General features: G+C 64.3%; 17 protein-coding genes. 7 read left to right on the forward strand and 10 right to left on the reverse strand.

The genetic code is table 11. From position 1 onward, the window contains the following. Window positions 1–9: 9 nt before the first annotated feature. Window positions 10–1020 (reverse strand): sulfate ABC transporter permease subunit CysT, encoded by a 1011-nt coding sequence (cysT, locus tag ABEG21_RS01415; RefSeq protein ID WP_347555517.1) that lies wholly within the window; start codon window positions 1018–1020, stop codon window positions 10–12. A gap of 286 nt (window positions 1021–1306) precedes the next feature. Here cysT and ABEG21_RS01420 point away from each other — a divergent pair, with 286 nt between their 5' ends. Together ABEG21_RS01420 and ABEG21_RS01425 are read left to right on the forward strand one after the other, a co-directional pair. Then, window positions 1307–1927, forward strand: a complete 621-nt coding sequence (locus ABEG21_RS01420; RefSeq protein ID WP_347555518.1) for a 2'-5' RNA ligase family protein — start codon at window positions 1307–1309, stop codon at window positions 1925–1927. Window positions 1928–2093: 166 nt separating this feature from the next. Continuing rightward, window positions 2094–2648, forward strand: coding sequence for a YggT family protein (locus ABEG21_RS01425; RefSeq protein WP_347555519.1), 555 nt, complete (start codon window positions 2094–2096; stop codon window positions 2646–2648). Here ABEG21_RS01425 and ABEG21_RS01430 read toward each other — a convergent pair whose 3' ends face one another. The 7 genes from ABEG21_RS01430 to ABEG21_RS01460 all read right to left on the reverse strand — a co-directional run bounded on the left by ABEG21_RS01430 (window position 2649) and on the right by ABEG21_RS01460 (window position 10813). Then, window positions 2649–3953 (reverse strand): hypothetical protein, encoded by a 1305-nt coding sequence (locus ABEG21_RS01430; RefSeq protein ID WP_347555520.1) that lies wholly within the window; start codon window positions 3951–3953, stop codon window positions 2649–2651. Next, the gene (locus ABEG21_RS01435) at window positions 3950–4948 is read right to left on the reverse strand and encodes a glycosyltransferase (RefSeq protein WP_347555521.1); all 999 of its coding nucleotides are present in this window, start codon (window positions 4946–4948) and stop codon (window positions 3950–3952) included. The genes ABEG21_RS01430 and ABEG21_RS01435 overlap by 4 nt, the downstream gene beginning before the upstream one ends. Window positions 4949–5058: 110 nt before the next feature. Beyond that, window positions 5059–6756, reverse strand: coding sequence for a Na+/H+ antiporter (locus ABEG21_RS01440; protein ID WP_347555522.1), 1698 nt, complete (start codon window positions 6754–6756; stop codon window positions 5059–5061). 200 nt (window positions 6757–6956) lie between these two features. Beyond that, on the reverse strand, window positions 6957–8120 hold the full coding sequence (locus ABEG21_RS01445) for a glycosyltransferase family 9 protein (RefSeq protein WP_347555523.1): 1164 nt from the start codon (window positions 8118–8120) through the stop codon (window positions 6957–6959). 473 nt (window positions 8121–8593) lie between these two features. Next, window positions 8594–8869 carry an acylphosphatase gene (locus ABEG21_RS01450; protein WP_347555524.1) on the reverse strand — a complete coding sequence of 92 codons (276 nt, stop codon included), beginning with the start codon at window positions 8867–8869 and terminating at the stop codon, window positions 8594–8596. Between the two features lie 51 nt (window positions 8870–8920). After that, window positions 8921–9916: a DnaJ C-terminal domain-containing protein gene (locus ABEG21_RS01455; protein WP_347555525.1), complete on the reverse strand. Its 996-nt coding sequence runs from the start codon at window positions 9914–9916 to the stop codon at window positions 8921–8923. A gap of 111 nt (window positions 9917–10027) precedes the next feature. Then, window positions 10028–10813, reverse strand: a complete 786-nt coding sequence (locus tag ABEG21_RS01460; RefSeq protein ID WP_347555527.1) for a queuosine precursor transporter — start codon at window positions 10811–10813, stop codon at window positions 10028–10030. Window positions 10814–11046: 233 nt separating this feature from the next. Here ABEG21_RS01460 and ABEG21_RS01465 point away from each other — a divergent pair, with 233 nt between their 5' ends. Continuing rightward, complete coding sequence (locus ABEG21_RS01465) at window positions 11047–12021, forward strand: MDR family oxidoreductase (RefSeq protein ID WP_347556568.1); 975 nt, start codon at window positions 11047–11049, stop codon at window positions 12019–12021. Window positions 12022–12121: 100 nt separating this feature from the next. On the opposite strand, the gene ABEG21_RS01470 is transcribed toward ABEG21_RS01465, so the two are convergent. Next, the gene (locus ABEG21_RS01470) at window positions 12122–12760 is read right to left on the reverse strand and encodes a peroxiredoxin (protein WP_347555528.1); all 639 of its coding nucleotides are present in this window, start codon (window positions 12758–12760) and stop codon (window positions 12122–12124) included. A 615-nt stretch (window positions 12761–13375) separates the two neighbouring features. Here ABEG21_RS01470 and ABEG21_RS01475 point away from each other — a divergent pair. Next, window positions 13376–13567: a DUF6726 family protein gene (locus ABEG21_RS01475; RefSeq protein ID WP_347555529.1), complete on the forward strand. Its 192-nt coding sequence runs from the start codon at window positions 13376–13378 to the stop codon at window positions 13565–13567. A gap of 135 nt (window positions 13568–13702) precedes the next feature. After that, a complete protein-coding gene (locus ABEG21_RS01480; protein WP_347555530.1) occupies window positions 13703–14416 on the forward strand; it encodes a flagellar basal body L-ring protein FlgH in 714 nt (237 codons plus the stop codon). 9 nt (window positions 14417–14425) lie between these two features. On the opposite strand, the gene ABEG21_RS01485 is transcribed toward ABEG21_RS01480, so the two are convergent. After that, entirely contained in the window at window positions 14426–15157 is a 732-nt protein-coding gene (locus ABEG21_RS01485; protein WP_347555531.1) for a response regulator, read from the reverse strand. 223 nt (window positions 15158–15380) lie between these two features. Between ABEG21_RS01485 and ABEG21_RS01490 the strand changes: the two genes are divergently transcribed. Both ABEG21_RS01490 and ABEG21_RS01495 read left to right on the forward strand, forming a co-directional pair. After that, window positions 15381–16103, forward strand: a complete 723-nt coding sequence (locus tag ABEG21_RS01490; protein ID WP_347555532.1) for a response regulator — start codon at window positions 15381–15383, stop codon at window positions 16101–16103. A gap of 52 nt (window positions 16104–16155) precedes the next feature. Beyond that, the gene (locus tag ABEG21_RS01495) at window positions 16156–17601 is read left to right on the forward strand and encodes an ATP-binding protein (protein ID WP_347555533.1); all 1446 of its coding nucleotides are present in this window, start codon (window positions 16156–16158) and stop codon (window positions 17599–17601) included. Window positions 17602–17647: the final 46 nt, after the last annotated feature.

A 17647-nucleotide genomic window follows, 5' to 3' on the forward strand; every position in this document is an offset into this window, starting at 1 on the left:
AGGACGCGCTCATTTACGGCCTCCCGCGAGCAGGCGACGTTGCCAGGCTTGGAGTCCGTTGATGGCCAGCAGCAGGATGAAGGAGGTGATCATCAAGACGACCGCAACGGCCGAGGCGCCGGCGTAATCGAATTGCTCGAGCTTGACCATGATCAGCAAGGGCGTGATCTCGGACACCATCGGCATATTGCCGGCAATGAAGACCACCGAGCCGTACTCGCCGACCGCACGCGCGAAGGCCATTGCAAAACCGGTCAGCAGCGCCGGCGAAATCGCAGGCAGGATCACCTTCGAGAAGATCTGCCAACGCGTCGCGCCCAAGCTGGCCGCCGCCTCTTCGAGTTCGGCCTCGCTGTCTTCCAGCACCGGTTGCACGGTACGAACGACGAACGGCAGGCTGATGAAGGTCAGTGCCACGACGATGCCGGCCGGGTTATAGGCCAGGTGGATGCCGACCATCGCCAGATATTGGCCCAGCCAGCCGTTGTTCGACAGGATCGCGGTCAGCGCGATGCCAGCGACGGCGGTCGGCAACGCGAACGGCAGGTCCACTAGCGCGTCGACGATGCGCTTGCCCGGGAAACGGTAGCGCACCAGCACCCAGGCGATCAGCAGACCGAATACCAGATTGATCAGTGCCGCGATCAGCGCACAGCCGAACGTGACGCGATAGGTCGCCAGCACGCGCGGCGCCGCGACGGCGGTGACGAAGTCGTCCCAGCCCAGTCCCGCCGTCCGGAAGAACAAGGCGGACAACGGCACGAAGACCATCAGGCACAGATAGAACAGGCTGAAGCCCAGCGTCAGGCCGAAGCCCGGCAGCACGCGCCGTGATTTGCGCGGCTTGCCCGGCGCCGGCGGCGGTGGCGCGATCGGTGCGGACGGCGGTCGCGCGCCGCCATCGCCGCGAGACGTCTCGGACGGGGCGCCATGCGCAACGGCGGCGTGGGCAGCAGCAGGCACGTCGGAAAAGACGGCGTGCGCGCCGCGAGGAGCGGATCGGGATGCGGATAAGGCCATACGGTCGAGCGTTGCGGCTTCGCTGCGTTGAATGATGCCGGAGAAAACAGCAGGATACGCCGGCGCGAGGTCATGCCGTCCCGGCAAATGTCTGGGAACAAACGGGCCATTATAAAGACCCGCTTTGGCGCAAAACAGGTCGAATGGCGTGAAACGGACTGAATCGGTTCGACTTTTTCGTTATGAGCATATGGTCGCGGAGCCCGCCGTCGATGGACCGCCATGGCGCCCGGCTTGACGAGGCAAGGGGCGGCAGGGCAGCATCGAGTCTCAGTGGAGACAGCAGATGCGCTTATTTTTTGCCTTGTTGCCCGATGATAACGTCCGTGAAACGCTGGCGCGGCGGGCGTTGCAGGTCCAGCGCCGCTGCGGCGGCCGACGCCTGCCGACCGAATCGCTGCATTTGACCTTGCTGTTCCTCGGACAGGTACCGACGGATCGGCTGCCGATGCTGGCGGCGATGACGACGGCCTACAGCGTGCCGCCCGGGACCTTGCAGTTTGCCCGTTTCGGCGCGTTTGCCCGCCGCCGGATCGTCTGGGCCGGCATCGGCGATGGCGTCGGTGTCGGGAGTGGACGCTCGGAGGAAGACGTTGCCGCGGCACAGGACGCCAGCGGCCTGACTGACCTGCTGGCGTTGCAGCGCGATCTGGTCGAGCGCATCACCGTGGCGGGCCTGCCGATCAAGGACGAGCCGTTTCGCCCGCACGTCAGTCTGCTGCGCGATGCGACGCCGTCCGATCTCGGTGGTGCCGTCGCTTCGCTCTCTTTAGCGCCGGTGGACTGGTCCTATAAGCGCATTGCGCTAATGGCATCCGAACCGACCGGTGGCCGTCATCGCTACGTCGAGCTAGCCCGTTCACCGCTGGACGTGCCGCGCGACGCGCTGTCGGGCCAGCCGGGATAACAAACAACAGTCTTGGCGTGTCGTGTCGACGGCCCTTGTGTCGTGCGACAATCCCGTGGCGCGTCGGTACGGCCGATCGATCCGGCAACGGGTCCGGGCCGCGGCTTCTGTGGCGCGGTTTCCCTCGCTCGGCGTGCGTCACCATTGAATGGATTCAGGAGTCAGCATGTTCGGCGATATCGCCCGTTTTCTCATCGACATCGTTTTTACGCTGTTCGGCGCAGCCTTGTTGTTGCGCGCATGGATGCAGGCAGTGCGGATGCCGCCCCGCAACCCGGTTTCGCAGGGCGTGTTTCAAATCACCGATTGGTTGGTCGTGCCGTTGCGGCGCGTGCTGCCGGGCACCGGTGGTATCGATTGGGCCTGCCTGCTGGCGGCCTGGCTGACCGCGCTTGTCTACCTGCTGCTGGTGGTCCTGGTGGCGGGCGGCGATCCGGGCAGTTTGTTCCCGATGGTGCTTGCGTTTGCCTTGCTGACCACGCTGAAGTGGGCGGTCACGCTGGTGATGTGGGCGACGCTGTTGATGGCGTTGATGTCCTGGCTCAATCCGCGCGCGCCGACGATGGTGTTGCTCGACATCCTGACCGCGCCGTTCCTGAACCCGCTGCGTCGCGTGCTGCCGCTGATCGGCGGCATGGATCTGTCGCCGCTGGCCTTGTTCGTGATCACGCAGATCCTGCTGATGGTGATCAGCCGCCTCGGGATGAGCCTCGGTTATTGATCACGCGGCGGCGGAGTGGTGGTGCCAGTCGCCGCGTCGGCTCGGGCTGCTGCCGCGTGCCGATTGCGCTGATTGCTCCGATTCAGCCGCATCCGGCTTCCGCTCCGGTTCCGTCCGGCGGTGTGCCCGCGCGATCGTGGCGTAGGCCAACATGCACGGCAGCATGCGCCAATCGACCTTCGGGAACACCGAGCGGTCCAGTGCGCTTTCCATCGACAAATTCGTCACCCTCACCCGCTTGGCCCGCAAAATAGGCGCGGCATGCTGGAACGAGGGCAGGATTTCGCCTTCTAACTGTCGATGAATCATCGTCGGCAGCTTGTCTTCCGGGCTCTCGTAGAAGCGCGGCTTTTCCGCGGCATTCCCCAGATCGAGCCCATGCAGATAGACATCGCCGTGCCCCAACCACGCGGCCACCTGTAACGCCTCGAAGGCGACGGTACCACCGGGAAAGACGCCTCGGGCGATGTCATGACTGAAGCCGAGCGGCATCGCCGTATCGAAGTGCGCCATCGTCCCGTTCGAGCGCGCCACCACATCGGCATAGCATTCCTTCGGACGCAGGGCCTGCTGGCCGACGCGCTCCATCAGGAACACGCGGCAGCGGAATGCCGATTGGGGGAAGCGCTGCAGGATGGTCCACAGGCAGATCGGGGTCGTGAACAAGACCAGATCCTGCGCGATCAGATGCGCGACCAGATCTTCGCGATGCCGGATGAAGCCGTTATCGGTGATGCAGTAGTAGTCGAACTGCATGCCGTACTGCCGCGTCAACGCCACCGCGCCGTTGACGCCTATTCGCTTGTGTGTCGGCGTGGCGGCGGTCAACGCCGGGTAGTCGATCTGGGCAACCGACGGGCCGCAGGCGATCAGGTGGAGCGGCGGCAGCGTGGGCTGGCCGGGGACGTTCGTTTCGCCTTGCGCGCCCGCGGCTCCGGCGCCCTGGCGGATCGAGGCATCGGCATTCGCGAGCGGGAAATCCCGACCGTGCACGACGAAGCGCGTGACGCGCCCCGCATCATCCCGGATCACCCGCGCATGCGGCCAGAGCCGTTCGCTGTGGCGTTGCTCGGCGGAATGCGTCGCCCGGAATACTGTTTTCAGTACGGCGGCGTAGACGCGTCGCCACGCACGGTCCAGGCGGCTGCGCCCTTGGGCATAGGGAACATCGGCGGCGCGGTCGGTTGCTTGAGCCTGGGGCGTCTGCGACGGTCGATGTGCTGCCGCGCGCGGGCTGACGGTTGCTTCCGCAGGCGCGTTTTGGCGGCCTTTACCAAAGGGGCGGGCGAAATGGGCACCGATCATTTGCCGATCTCCTGCGACGTGGACAGCGCGCCGGCGGCATGCGTCGGCACGCTGCCGCCGCGCAAGCGCCATTTGATCCGCGACCAGAGCGACATCCGTCGCGTGCGCTTATTGCCGGTGTAGTGGGCCTGACTGGCCTTGACGATCCGTCCGAAGGGATGGGCGTTTCGGTACGCCTCGAGCGTATAGCCGGCGGCGAGCGCATCGGCGTAATATTGATCGAACACAGCCTGAAGATCGGTCCGCGGATGCGCCAGCACATCGCCGTCGAACCAATGCCGGGCGCCTTCCGCGGCCAGACGGGGAAAGGCGTATTTGTGCGTGAATTGGGTGCCGATATCCGAGTAATGCAGGATACGAATGTCTTTCAACGGCCGATTTTCGCCGTCGACGTTGTTTTCATCGGGATGCAGCCGGTGTGTAAATTCCGGATGGTCGTTGAAAAAATGAATAAGGTCGGCGTGCGCGCCGGGTGCGCCGCGCAGCGCTTCCAGCGACGGCAGGTGCGTCTTCGCCTCGGCACAATCCCAGACCATGACGCAATAACGCCAGCTTTTCTTCTTCCGCTTGGTCGCGGCGAGGGCCTGTCCCGGTGCGAGCGGCGTGCGCCACAGGTCGGCAATATCGCGTAGGACGACCATGTCGGCGTCCATGTAGATCGCGCGACCTTGATAGTTGCAGAGTGCCGGAATCGCCCAGCGGAAACCCGAAAAAGGCGTTACCCAAAGGTCCGTCCGCCAACCAAGGCCCTTTTCAGGCTCGGAATACCACGGGCTGGCGGGGTCCCGCGATAATTGCATCCAGTGAATCTCGACCGGAATCGACGCATGACGGCGCAGGCTGTACTCCAGCACCATCATTTGTTCCAGGTCGCAATTGTTCGGATCGCAACCGACAAAGACCCGCGCGACGTCCGCGGAGGCGGGCGCTATCGCGGACGGGGCGTCGTCCGACAAAGTCGTGTGTTGGCGTGAATCGTCCGATTCGGCTGGCATTGCGGCAACTCCGTCGCTCAGAGACTGAATAACGTTTGGTTGCCGGATATTGCAATTTTTATGCCTGCCCTGGCAGGCAGTTTACAGTCTGTCAGCCAGCCTGGCCTGCCTCAGTGTGCGCTGGTGCCGCGCCCGCCGCGCAGCATGACGGCCGATTCGGCGAGATCGGTTTCCCGCAGCAGTCGTTGCAAGGTCTCGTCGTTGATCGCGTTGCTGGCCTGGCGCCGGAAGAATTCGCTGCGTTCCGCGCGCAGCGCGGCAATGTGCATGCGGCGCGCAATCTTCTCCGAGCGACGCGCGCGATCGCGCAGCGATTCGTCGATGTCACCGCCCTCGGCGTGCGTATGGAGCGGTCGCTTGTAGACGGCGGAGACTTGCGAGGCGATATCGGCCGCGAGACCGTCATCTTCGTCACCGCGTTCGGCGCGCAGGGTGCGCATCCGCTCATATTCGGCGTCGATCGCCTTCAGGGCTTCGGCGCTGGCCGCTGCCCGCGCCTCCCGTTCTTCCCGCTTCTCGCGTTCGCCGCCCAGGTCCTTCAGTCGGCCAAGCGCCAAAGGCAGCCCGATCGTGGCGACCACCAGCGAGAAAATGATGACGCCGGCCGCCAGAAAGACGACGAGATCGCGGGCGGGGAAGGGCGTGCCATCGTTCATCGTCAGCGGAATCGACAGCACACCGGCCAGCGTCACCGCGCCGCGCACCCCGGCCAGCGACGTGATGGCCGCGATGCGCAAGCCCGGAATCGCGTTGTCGATACCCATTCGTGCAATGCGCCGGCTCGACAGCCAGCGTAACGACCACACCCATACCATGCGCAATACCAACATCGCCGAGGCGATTGCCAGCACGTGGCCGACCAGCGCGGCCAGCTCGCCGTTATGCAGCCGATGCGCTTCCAGCAGCGCGCTGCCGATGATCGACGGAAACTGCAGGCCGAGCAGGATGAAAACGAAGCCGTTGAAGATCAGTTCGATCATGGCCCAGACGCTGGCGCCGCGCATCCGCGTGGCGACGCTTTCGGTGCTGAGATCGGTCGTGAAGTTCATCGCCATGCCGGCCGCCACGGCCGCCAGAATGCCCGACAGCCCCAGGTGTTCCGCCAGCAGGTAGGCGGCAAACGGCAGCAACAGGATCAGAATGATCTGCACGCCCGGGTCGTCGTCGTCGGACAGGCGGGCAATCTTCTGGCGCAGCCAGTTGAAAGGCCAGGTCAAGGCGACCCCCATCGCCAGCCCACCCAAGGCGATCACGACGAAACTGATCGAGGCCTGCCACATCGAGAAGGTGCCGGTCAGCGTGGCGGCCACCGCGAACTTGAAGGCCACCAGACCCGATGCATCGTTCAGCAGCGCCTCGCCTTCGAGGATGTGTTTCAACTGCAGCGGCAGGCGACCGCGCGGAATGATGCCCGACAGCGCCACCGCATCGGTCGGGGACAAGACGGCGGCGAGCGCGAACGAAACGGGCAAGGGCACCACCGGCACCAGCCAATGGATGAAATAGCCGAGGCCGCCCACGGTGAAGAACACCAAGCCGAGTGCCAGCATCAGAATGGGGCGTCGATGCTGGAACAGCTCGCGCTTCGGCATGCGCCAGCCATCGGCGAACAGCAGCGGCGGAATGAAGAGCAGCAGAAACACTTCCGGCACGAAGGTGACGTGCAGGTCGAGGCGCTTCCAGGCCAAGGCGCTGCCGATGGCGATCTGGATCAGCGGCAGCGGGACCGGGAAGCGAATCAGGCGTGCGGCGGTACCGGACAGCGCGACCGCCAGCAAAAGGATGAGGACAGTGAAAACGGTTTGCATCAGCGGAGGATCGGCATCTCGCAAAAGCGTCGCATCCGGCTGGAGCGAACCAGTCAGTGCGGGTTGAAAAAAGCATGCAGGGCGGGGGGCCGGCAGAGATCGTCTGCCCGTCGGGGCAGCGTCGGGAATACCTCTCCGACAGCTCTCTAGTTTACGGCAACATTGCAACGCGATGGTGACGACCGAAAATACCGATCGTGTCAGCCGGCGTGTCGCACGTCCGCGCTCGTCTCGGCGCCAGTGCCGGGATGGGCGATCGGGCCGACGCCGCGCGGCGCGCTCCCGCCGGTGTAGGTCGCGTACCCGCCGCCATGTTGCGAATTGTGCAGCGGCATCGGCATGCCGCAGCGACGCCGCAGCGTATCGAAGGCGCGCAGCACCCGCGCCGGCGACACCAGGTACTTCCAGCATTTTTCTTTCAGGAAGCGGCCCGGCACGATCGGCAGCGGCAGCACCATCTCCGACGGCGCCCAACCCGGTTGCCAGCGGACGGCGATCTTCGGCCGCATCGCCAACGACACGGCCGGCACGCCGAGGCAGGATGCCAGGTGACCGATGCCGGAATCGTTGCCGATCACCCAGCCCGCCGTCACGATCCGCTCGGCGACGAGGCTCAGGCTGGGATAGGCGCACGCGCGCAAACCGTAGGACTGCAGCCAGCGCCAGTTTTCCATCGCCGATTGCGGCAGCAGGAATTCCGGATCGAAGCCGCGCGCCCGCAGCTGCAAAGCCAGCGCGACGAAGCGCTTCGGTCGCCAGCTCTTTTGCGTATCGCTCGCAACCGGATGAATCACCACACGGCGCATATCGCTGCGTGGCGTCAGCGTCGCCGTTGCGGCGCCGTAGGACGTCGATGCCGAAAGCGGGGGCGCGGCGGTGGTCTGGGTCGGGATGCCGACGAGCGCCGGGTCCATCGCGAGCGAGGTCGGCGCCGGGGCCGCCTTCTGGCGCGACAGCGGCGACAGCGTCATGCCGTTTTCCCGCACGACATCGGCCAGTCCGAAATGGACGCGACAGACGTCGAGCTGAATGTCGACCATGTTCCGAACCTGCCGATAAGTCGGCCAGTCGTCCATCACGACGATATTTGGGTGCGGGTCACCGGCCGGCAAGACTTTGTCGGCATGGTAGGCGTGCAGGATGACGTCGTACGGAGACAGCGCGGCCGACGCTTCGTGCGTTGCCAGGCCCGGCGCGATATCGAAACCGGGAAACCAGTCACGCAAGGCGTGGATCTGGTTGCTGAACACTTTTATCTGAAAGCCGTGCCGGGTCAGGTTGTTCACCACGACCATCGACAGCAGCGCGTCGCCAAGTCGAGGCGACATCACGAAAGCAAACGTGCGATTTGCGCTGAACGACATCTACCGCACCCCCTCTCCACGCCGCCGGGGGCACGCTGCCGAACCTGCGGCGCGCGATGCATCCCCGGACAGGTCGCCGCGCGGCACGCGAACGCCATGCGTACGCAGGCCTTCACGTCGTGCGGCATTATTCTGGGGCGACTCGCGGCAGATCGTACTCAAGGCACTCTCCGATTTGCTCGTGTAGACATGGACTTGGCTGACCGATCCGGTGACCGGCGCGTCGTACATGAGACGATGGATCCAGCACATATCGCATATATATCAGCGATATTTTCGTGGCGCTGCATCACGCCCGCTCCGAGCAGTGCGCCAGACATGCAGGCCATGACAACGATCCAATAATATACCGTCAATCGTGAATGTTTGCCTGAACGATGAAAGGCGCGGAGAGAAGCGCGTCGGGACTTTATAGGAAACGTGCCGGCGCGTGGGGAGGCCGGTCGCGTGGCGCGGCGCGCCGTGCCGCTGTTTCAGCGTTGTTCGAAATGACCGAAGCGACGGTCGTCAGGGATGCGATCGCTTTCGACCGATTCCACCCTTGCCATCGGCGGTCCTTGCCGCAGCCATTCCAACATGCGGTCGACCTGATCGACCGAGCCCTGGATGATGCCTTCGACGGATCCGTCGCCGACGTTGCGGACCCAGCCGCGCACGCCGATCAAATGGGCGCGGCGCACGGTGGCCGCGCGATAGCCGACGCCTTGCACGCGGCCGGTGATCCGAATCGTATAGGTTTCAATATCCATGCGTATAGAAAGCGCTGCCGTCGATGAAGAACGACAGACGCGTCAGAGTACTCAAACGGTCCAGTGCGCGCGCGGATCGAAGTGCATCGCCTGCTCCATCGCAAGGTAGGCATTGCGCGCTGCATTCGTGCCGGCGGGAGGCAGGGCGATCTGAACCTGCACATACAGATCCCCAGGCGTCGTGCCCGGTATGCCTTTGCCCTTCAAGCGCAGTTTGCGTCCGGCGGCGGTGTTCGCCGGGATCGTCAGTTGCACCGAGCCATCCGGCGTCGGCACCGACACGGTGGCGCCGAGCGCCGCTTCCCACGGCGCCAGCGGCAACTCGAGCGACACATCGCGCCCATCTACCTTGTACAGCCGATGCGGCGCGAAGGACAGTTCCAGGTAGAGATCGCCTGGTTTGCCGCTGCCCGGCGCCGGTGCGCCCTGGCCGGTCAGTCGCAGGTGCTGGCCTTCCTTCACGCCTTTCGGGATCGTGACATCGAGTGTCCGTTCCTGTGTGGACGCGCGGCCGAGCGCATCCACCGCGGGAATGCGCAATGTGATCGTGCGGCTCGCGCCGCGATAGGAATCTTCCAGATCGATGCTGACTTTGGCGTGATGGTCCTGTCCGGGCGCCGATCCGCCACGGCGACGCGAGGCGCCCGGGCCGGTCGAACCCGCGCCGGGTCCACGACGCGTGGCGCCGCCGAACATCGATTCGAAGAAATCGCTGAATTCGCCGAATTCCCCGTGCTGGCCGCCGCCCGTGCCGCCGCTGTCGGCGCCGCGCCGTCCGAAGTCGAAACCGCTGCCCCAGTTGGGCGGCGGCTGGAAATCCTGGCCATTGCGCCAGTTGCTGCCCATCTGGTCGTAGGCGGCGCGCTTTTCCGGGTCCTTCAGGACCTGATAGGCCTCGCCTACTTCCTTGAAGCGCGCCTCGGCATCCGACGCCTTGTTGACGTCGGGGTGGAATTGCCGGGCCAATTTCCGGTACGCGGCCTTGATATCGTCCGCCGACGCCGCGCGTTTCAGCCCGAGGATGGCGTAGTAGTCCTTGTACTTCATCCGCTTACGTCGTCCGCTGTGTTAAGTGCCGGGTTTGCCCCCGGCCGTGCCTGTTAGGTCCTGCATCCTGAGCGCATATGGGGGCGGGATCGCAGATTTCCAGGGCAGCGCTCAGGGACGCAGGCGAAACGGCGTGAAGTTCGTGTCGCGATCGTAGTGATCGTGGCGCTCGACGCGCTTGAGCCAGCCGACGATCCAGTACGTCAGCGGCGTCGCCAGCACTTCCCAGGTGGTCTTCAGCAGATATTGCGCCAAGGCGACGTGCCAGACCTGGCTGGTCGGCCAGATGCCGTAGAAGGCGATCACGTAGAACAGCGACGAGTCGAAGGCCTCGCCGACCGCCGTCGAGCCGATCGTTCTGAGCCAGAGCAAGCGCCCGCCGGTCAGGATTTTCATCTTGGCCAACACATAGGCATTCACCAGGCTGCCGGTCCAGAACGCGACGATCGAGCCGACGACGATGCGCGGCGTATTGCCGAACACCCCTTCCAGATGCTGCTGATAGCCATGCATATAGTCGGAATTCGCGGCCGGCAGCGCCAGCACGATGGCCGACATGACGGCCATGAAGATCAGCGCCCCGAATCCGGTCCAGACCGCGCGTCGGTCATACGCATAGCCGTAGACCTCGGTCATGATATCGCCGAAGGCATAGGAAATCGGGAAGAACAGGACGCCCGCGCTGTAGGACACGAGACCGAGACCCGGCAGATCGATCACCGCGACCTTGCCCGCGCCGATCAGATTGGAACAGATCAGCACGGTGACGAAGGCGCCGAGGAACAGGTCGTAGTAACGAAAGCGGGGGCGCGCCGGCGCATCGTCGACGAGGCGCGCGTGCTTTGCGTTGTCAGCGTCGTCTACGGGGTCCGAAGTCGGAAGAGGGGGCGTGTGCATGGCAGGCCGGATACGGAGTCTGGGCAGGGTCGATGCAGGATGCCGGGCGATGGGGCCCGGTTGGTTGGCCATTGTGCCTGAAGTCGAAATACGTCGTCGCGGGTTTTTCCGACGGGGGCACGGAACGGTCAATCCGTTTATCCTGCAGGCTTGCGCGGCGCAAAGTCGATTCCTGTTGCAACGCCCGCCTTCGAGGAGAGTTGTCGATGTCACACCCGTCCCAGACGTCCAGCGTGTTCAACGCCTTATTCGTGGAGCAGGGCGCGAAAGCACGCTTCTGCCAATTGCACGACGCGCAATTGCCGCCCGGCGATGTGACGGTGCGCATCGACCACGCCACGCTGAACTATAAGGATGCGCTGGCCATCACCGGCAAGGGCGCGGTTGTGCGGCAATTCCCGATGGTGCCGGGCATCGATCTGGCCGGCGTTGTCGAAACGAGCGAAGACGGGCGCTACCGCCCGGGCGAGGAAGTGATCGTCAATGGCTGGGGTATCGGCGAGACGCATTGGGGCGGACTGGCGCAACGCGCCCGCGTGCAAGGCGATTGGCTGATACCGCTGCCGCTGGCGTTCGATACGCGCCAGGCCATGTCGATCGGGACCGCCGGCTATACGGCGATGCTGTGTGTCCTGGCGATCGAGGCGCATGGGGTGAAGCCGGGCGATGGCGACATTCTGGTGACCGGTGCCAACGGCGGCGTCGGCAGTATCGCGCTGGCGTTGCTGCACAAGCGCGGCTATTCGACGGTGGCATCCACCGGGCGACCGGAGGAACGGGCCTATCTGAAGCATCTCGGCGCCGGCGAGATCATCGATCGCGCGACGCTGTCCGCGCCCGGCAAACCGTTGACGAAAGAACGCTGGGCGGCCGTGGTCGATTGCGTCGGCAGTCATACGCTGGCGAACGCCTGTGCCGCCACGCGCCAAAACGGCATCGTGACCGCCTGTGGTCTGGCGCAGGGAATGGATTTTCCCTCGACGGTCGCGCCGTTTATCCTGCGGGGCGTGACGCTGACCGGGATCAACAGTGTCTATCAGCCGCGCGAGAAGCGGCAGCGGGCCTGGCAACGGCTGGCGGAAGACCTCGATCCCGCGGTGCTGGATACGATGACGCGGGTGATCGGGCTGGAAGCGGCCATCGGCGCCGCCGATGATCTGCTGGCGGGAAAAGTGCGCGGCCGCCTGGTCGTGGACGTCAACCGCTGATCCATTCCCAGGCAGCCGCATCGACTGCTTGCAACCCGTGGCGGGTTGCGCGACACGCGGAGGAGGATGACCGAACGGTCCCTTCCCGCGACACCGAACCTTATTTGTTCGGTTGCGGCGTCACGCGCAGATAAGGCCGCTCGGCCTTATAGCCCTTCGGGAATTTCTGCTTCAATTCCGCTTCGTCCTTGATCGTCAGCGGGATGATCACGTCGTCGCCATCGCGCCAGTTGCCAGGGGTGGCCACGCTATAGCCGTCGGTCAATTGCAGCGCATCGATGACGCGCACGATTTCGTCGAAGTTACGGCCCGTGCTCATCGGATAGGTCAGCGTCAGGCGAATCTTCTTCTTCGGATCGACGATGAAGACCGAGCGCACCGTGGCGGTTGCTGACTGGTTCGGGTGAATCATGCCGTACAGCGATGCCACCTTTCGGTCGTGGTCGGCCACGATCGGGAAGCCGACGACGGTCTTCTGCGTGTCCTCGATGTCCTTGATCCAGTCCGTGTGCGAGTCCGCGCTGTCGACCGACAGGGCGAGCGCCTTGACGTTGCGCTTGTCCAGTTCCGGCTTCAGCTTGGCCGTCAGGCCCAGTTCGGTCGTGCAGACCGGCGTGAAATCGGCCGGATGGGAGAACAGGATCACCCAGGAATCGCCCGCCCATTCGTGAAACTTGAGCTTGCCGATGGACGAATCCTGTTCGAAATCGGGGGCGGTGTCACCGAGAAAAAGACTCATATCGCACTCCAGGTTTGTGTCGAATATTGCAAATCGGGGCCGGGTCGGCACCGGCTCACGCGCGTGCCCGACGGGACCGGCTAGGTCGGCAGGCCGCATGCTGGCGCGGTACCACGGCGAATCATGCTATCAGATCGCCGTGGCCGGCTAGGTGGCAATTGTCATAAGCATTCCTTCCCGCGTGGATTCTCCGCTTGAGAAAAGCCTGAAAGTTTCCTTACGAATCGCCGTTAACGTGTCAAAGCGCCCGAGAGTCTGTCATTGTGGCAAAACGGCACCGGAATGGCGTCATTTCGGCGTTTCTCGTGTTGTGAGCGGTGCGTGCAAGTCGATGATTCCGAAGGGAAATTGATGCGATCGTGTTGCACGGGAAGATTTCGGGTAAGGATTCGTAAGGAATGGCGAAATCTACCGTATCCTCAGGTGATCGGGGGTGGCCGGGCGGCGGCATGATGCGACTCTAGCGGGCTGAGCAGCTCGAAGAGCGCAGCGCGGGTTGCACGGCTGCAGGATGCTGCGGCGTGCAATTCGTGGGATGGGACGGTGGCATGGATGGCCGTCTTGCGTGCCGGAACGTTTTCCGGCTTGGGTAGAACTGTCTTTGGCTCGACTGTGATGAAACTTGTTCCGCGTTTTTTATCGCGCGCTGTACTGTGGGTGTTCGTGGGTGTGACGTTGTCGCAGGTCGGGGGATGCGGTTTGCTCGCCTTTCCCTGCCGCGCGGTAGCGGCCACGGTGAAGATCGTTCCGGGCGTGGGCCATGCGGCGGCAGTGCCGTTCGATGGTTGCGCCGCAGCGATCGACTAAGCACGCCATCCCGGTTGTCGTGTGGCAGGTGGGCGGCAGGATGTTCGGCCGCGACCTCCGTACGATAACGCCAGCGATACGACCTCGCGGAACGAGGCGATTGCGCGGACGCCGCGCGACTTTCGACCCAAGTGCATGATGACGCCACGTTCCCTTCGCTCCCTTTCTCTCCGTTCCCGTCGTGCGGCAGGCGCAGTTGCGCTCCCGGCGTCGGCCTTGATCGTGACGGCGGCCTTGTCGGCATGTGCCGGGCCGCAGTCGATCGTCAAGGTGCCGACTTATCCGCCTTTGATGACGCCGCAGACGCAGTTGGCGGAGCAGGGCGGCATTTATCAGCCGGGCACCGCGATGGCCTTGTACGAGTCACCGCGTGCGCGCCACGTCGGTGATCTGTTGACGGTGAAGCTGGAGGAGAACTTCCAGACATCGAATACGGCGCAGATGGACCTGAATCGCAGCAGCGATATCACGGCCAAGGTCGCCGACAACCGGACCACGGGGATCGCCATTACGCTGGCCAAGATCTTCAACGTCGGTACCGCGAATTCGAAGTTCAACAGCAAGGGCTCGATCACGGGCGGCGGTACCTTGAACGGCACCTTGTCGGTCTCGGTGATTTCGGTGCTGCCGAGCGGCAATTTGATGGTCGCCGGTGACCGGATGATCGCGACGGCCAATGACAATCAGCTCGTTCGCTTCTCCGGCATCGTCAACCCGATCGACATTCAGCCGGGTAACACCGTGTCGTCCGCGCGTGTCGCCAATGCGCGGATCGAACAGCAGGGCAGCGGCGCGTTGCGCACCAATAGCCATACCGGCTGGCTGCAGAACCAGGCGGCGAACTACTAAACCCGACCCTTAGTGCGGCAGATGCTCGGCCGCACCGAGTTCGCGGTCCGGCACGAAGATATACCCTTTGCCCCAGACCGTCTGGATATAGCTGGGCTCGGACGGATCGCTTTCGATCACGCGCCGTAGACGCCAGATCGACACGTCCAGATTCCGGTCGCGCACGCCATCGGATTGCCCATGCAGCAATTCGCTGAGGCGCGACCGTTTCAGCACCGTCATCGCGTGCCGCACGAACACCTGCAGCGTGGCGAATTCGCTCTCGCATAGCGGCAGCCGCTCGCCATCCCGGCGTAGTTCCCGCGCCGCGAAATCCACCTCGAAGGGACCGAAACGATAGGGCGGCCGGCTTTCCGGCAAGCCCGGCGTGGCCGCGCCGCGGCGGCGTAGAATCGTCTTGATGCGTGCGGTCAATTCCTGCGGATCGAAAGGCTTGGGCAGGTAGTCGTCGGCCCCCAGCTCCAGGCCGATGATCCGATCGATGGCGTCGGAGCGTGCCGACAGGAAAATGACCGGGATGTCGTCGCCCGACGCGCGCAGTTCGCGCAGCGCCGTGATGCCGTCCATGTCGGGCATCATGACATCCAGCACGACGATGGCCGGGCGTTCCTGTTCGATGCGGCGGCGCAGTCCCGCACCGTGATGCAGCACCGAAACCGCGAACCCGCGCTGTTGCAGGAATTCGCGGATCAGATCCCGCACGACCGGATCGTCGTCGACGATGAGCACATGATTGTTCATCTCGCAATTCTAATAGTCGGCAGGCGCAAGCGCGAGCCCCGTGACAATCAGTGTCTTTCCGAATCTTGCGATCGGCGTGGCGTGCGCAGGCGATGCCGGGACCGGGTATGCGCGCCTTGCCACGGGGAATCCACGCCGAACGTTCAGCTTGCCGTAAGCGAGAGTAATATTGAAAAGAGGGGGTGTTTTCGCTCGGAAACCCGCTGCCCGTTAGAATCGCACCATGGAAACTTCCGTACTTATTGTTGACGACGATCCGGCCGTGCGCGATTTGCTAAGCCGCTATCTCGCGCCCCGCGGCTATGCCGTGGCCACTTTGCCCGACGGCGACGGTCTGCGTGCCCGGCTGGCTGAAAGCCGCCCGTCGATCATCGTGCTCGACGTCATGATGCCCGGCATCGACGGGCTGCAGACGCTCGCCGAACTGCGCGAGGGCGGCGACGATATCCCCGTGATCATGGTCACCGCGCGGGACAGCGTCGGCGACCGCGTAGCTGGCCTGGAATTGGGCGCCGACGACTACATCGTCAAGCCCTTCGAGCCGCGCGAATTGATGGCGCGCATCGACTCCGTGCTGCGCCGCGAAGTCGCCAATCCGATTTCGCACTCGGCAGGCCGGACCGAATCGGCCGAAGTGTTTGCCTTTGGCCGATTCCGCTTCGACAGCCAGACGCGACGCCTCTTCGCCAATGGCAAGCCGCTGCCGCTGCGTGACAGCGAACTCGCCTTGCTGAATGTCTTTGTTCGTCATCCGTACAAGGTGCTGGGTCGGGAATATTTGCATCATCTGTTACGCGGTGAAGCGCTGAGCTTTCGTGATCGCGGCTTCGACGTGCCGGTATGGCGGCTGCGTCGATTGATCGAAGAGGATCCGTCGAATCCGCGCCATTTGCAGACGGTTCGCGGCAAGGGCTATGTCTTTGTCCCGAATATCGAAGCGACATGAGCGGTCCGCTCGTTTCTGCCCGCCGTCGCGGGCTTGCCGCCAGGATGGGATCGTGGCGGATCCGTTAACGCTATTGAAAAACGCGCGTCAGGCCGCTGCCCGTGCCGCCGACGTCACGGCGCGTGCGGGCGGCGCCGGCGACGCGGCATCGGACGAGTCGGGTGCGCGTCGCGCGCGCCCCTTCGATACGCTGTTTGGCCGCATGGCCATTTTCGCGATCCTCGTTTTGTTTGCGGTGCAGGCCGGCTGGTTTGCCGTGTTGACGATCCAGCGGCCGCACAATCAGGCAAACGGCTATGCACGCGGACTGTCGATGGTGATCCAGGCCTCGCAGAACGAGGCGGCGCGCCATCGCGTGACATCCCCGGTGAATGGCGTCGATCTGCTGCCCGATTCGGCGCGCCCGCGCGATGACAGCTGGCGGCCCGATATGCCTGGGCCGATGGGCCATTTGATGCGCGAGTTACGTGCGGTATTGCCGCCGAACACGACCGTCGCCATGCAGTCCACGCCGCCGCATTATCGTTTGTGGGTACGGTACGCGGCGTCGAGCGATGCGCCGGCAGGCGGCGACGACGCGACGCCACCGAATTGGATCGTGCTGACGCTCGATCCGCCGCCGTCGCCGCCGATCCTGCTCGAATCCGCGGCAATGTTGATCGCGGCGGTACTGCTGTCGATCGGCGCCGCCTGGCAGATGCAGCGGCCGATGGCCCGCGTCGCGCAGGTCGCGCGGCGCTTCGGCAAGGGCGAGCGCCCCGCCTTGGTCAACGAGAAAGGCCCGCGCGAAGTGCGGGAGCTGATTCACGCCGTCAATCACATGATGCAGCAGATCAGCCAGAACGAGGATGAGAAGATCCTGATGCTGGCGGGGATCGCCCACGATCTGAAGGCGCCGCTGACGCGGATGAAGCTGCGCGCCAGCGTGCTTGCCGACGACGAGGCGCGTCTGCAGTTCACGCGCGACGTGGATTCGTTAACGCATATCGTCCAGCAATTCCTCGAATTCGCCGGCTCGGAACCGGCCGATGGCCCCGATATCAGCGTCGATGCCTTTATCCGCGCGCAGTTTTCGGCACCCGAGACTGGCGAGGAGTCCCTGTTCGTCCAGCATCTGGCGGCGGGCCCGGCGTTCACGTTGCCGCGTACCTTGATCGATCGTCTTGCCAGTAATCTGGTGGATAACGCGCTCGAGCATGGCGGCGCGCCGGTCGAGTTGCGTACGCGGCGTGAAGGGGAGGACTGGATCTTCGAAGTGCGCGACCATGGCCCCGGCATTCCCGAGGCGCTGATCGAGGAAGCGGGCAAGCCTTTCGCGCGGTTGGACCCGGCGCGCAGCGGCGACGGTCATTGCGGTCTGGGACTGGCCATCGTCGCGCGGCTCGCGCGCAAGCGGCGCGGACACTATCGGATTCACAATGCGCCGGACGGCGGCCTGGTGGTCAGCGTGTTGTTGCCTGTCGATGCCTCGGTCGACCGGACGTCGGCCACCGTTTGACGCAACGCCGCTAGAGGGTACGCCCGAGAGAAGGTGCGCCACCACG

The organism is Robbsia sp. KACC 23696, from assembly GCF_039852015.1.
Taxonomy (GTDB): domain Bacteria; phylum Pseudomonadota; class Gammaproteobacteria; order Burkholderiales; family Burkholderiaceae; genus Robbsia.

What these genes read in the sequence shown, in the direction of transcription:
- cysT (WP_347555517.1), bottom strand. Translation starts at nt 1,020, where the DNA reads ATGGCCTTATCCGCATCCCGATCCGCTCCTCGCGGCGCGCACGCCGTC.
- ABEG21_RS01420 (WP_347555518.1), top strand. Translation starts at nt 1,307, where the DNA reads ATGCGCTTATTTTTTGCCTTGTTGCCCGATGATAACGTCCGTGAAACG.
- ABEG21_RS01425 (WP_347555519.1), top strand. Translation starts at nt 2,094, where the DNA reads ATGTTCGGCGATATCGCCCGTTTTCTCATCGACATCGTTTTTACGCTG.
- ABEG21_RS01430 (WP_347555520.1), bottom strand. Translation starts at nt 3,953, where the DNA reads ATGATCGGTGCCCATTTCGCCCGCCCCTTTGGTAAAGGCCGCCAAAAC.
- ABEG21_RS01435 (WP_347555521.1), bottom strand. Translation starts at nt 4,948, where the DNA reads ATGCCAGCCGAATCGGACGATTCACGCCAACACACGACTTTGTCGGAC.
- ABEG21_RS01440 (WP_347555522.1), bottom strand. Translation starts at nt 6,756, where the DNA reads ATGCAAACCGTTTTCACTGTCCTCATCCTTTTGCTGGCGGTCGCGCTG.
- ABEG21_RS01445 (WP_347555523.1), bottom strand. Translation starts at nt 8,120, where the DNA reads ATGTCGTTCAGCGCAAATCGCACGTTTGCTTTCGTGATGTCGCCTCGA.
- ABEG21_RS01450 (WP_347555524.1), bottom strand. Translation starts at nt 8,869, where the DNA reads ATGGATATTGAAACCTATACGATTCGGATCACCGGCCGCGTGCAAGGC.
- ABEG21_RS01455 (WP_347555525.1), bottom strand. Translation starts at nt 9,916, where the DNA reads ATGAAGTACAAGGACTACTACGCCATCCTCGGGCTGAAACGCGCGGCG.
- ABEG21_RS01460 (WP_347555527.1), bottom strand. Translation starts at nt 10,813, where the DNA reads ATGCACACGCCCCCTCTTCCGACTTCGGACCCCGTAGACGACGCTGAC.
- ABEG21_RS01470 (WP_347555528.1), bottom strand. Translation starts at nt 12,760, where the DNA reads ATGAGTCTTTTTCTCGGTGACACCGCCCCCGATTTCGAACAGGATTCG.
- ABEG21_RS01475 (WP_347555529.1), top strand. Translation starts at nt 13,376, where the DNA reads ATGAAACTTGTTCCGCGTTTTTTATCGCGCGCTGTACTGTGGGTGTTC.
- ABEG21_RS01480 (WP_347555530.1), top strand. Translation starts at nt 13,703, where the DNA reads ATGATGACGCCACGTTCCCTTCGCTCCCTTTCTCTCCGTTCCCGTCGT.
- ABEG21_RS01485 (WP_347555531.1), bottom strand. Translation starts at nt 15,157, where the DNA reads ATGAACAATCATGTGCTCATCGTCGACGACGATCCGGTCGTGCGGGAT.
- ABEG21_RS01490 (WP_347555532.1), top strand. Translation starts at nt 15,381, where the DNA reads ATGGAAACTTCCGTACTTATTGTTGACGACGATCCGGCCGTGCGCGAT.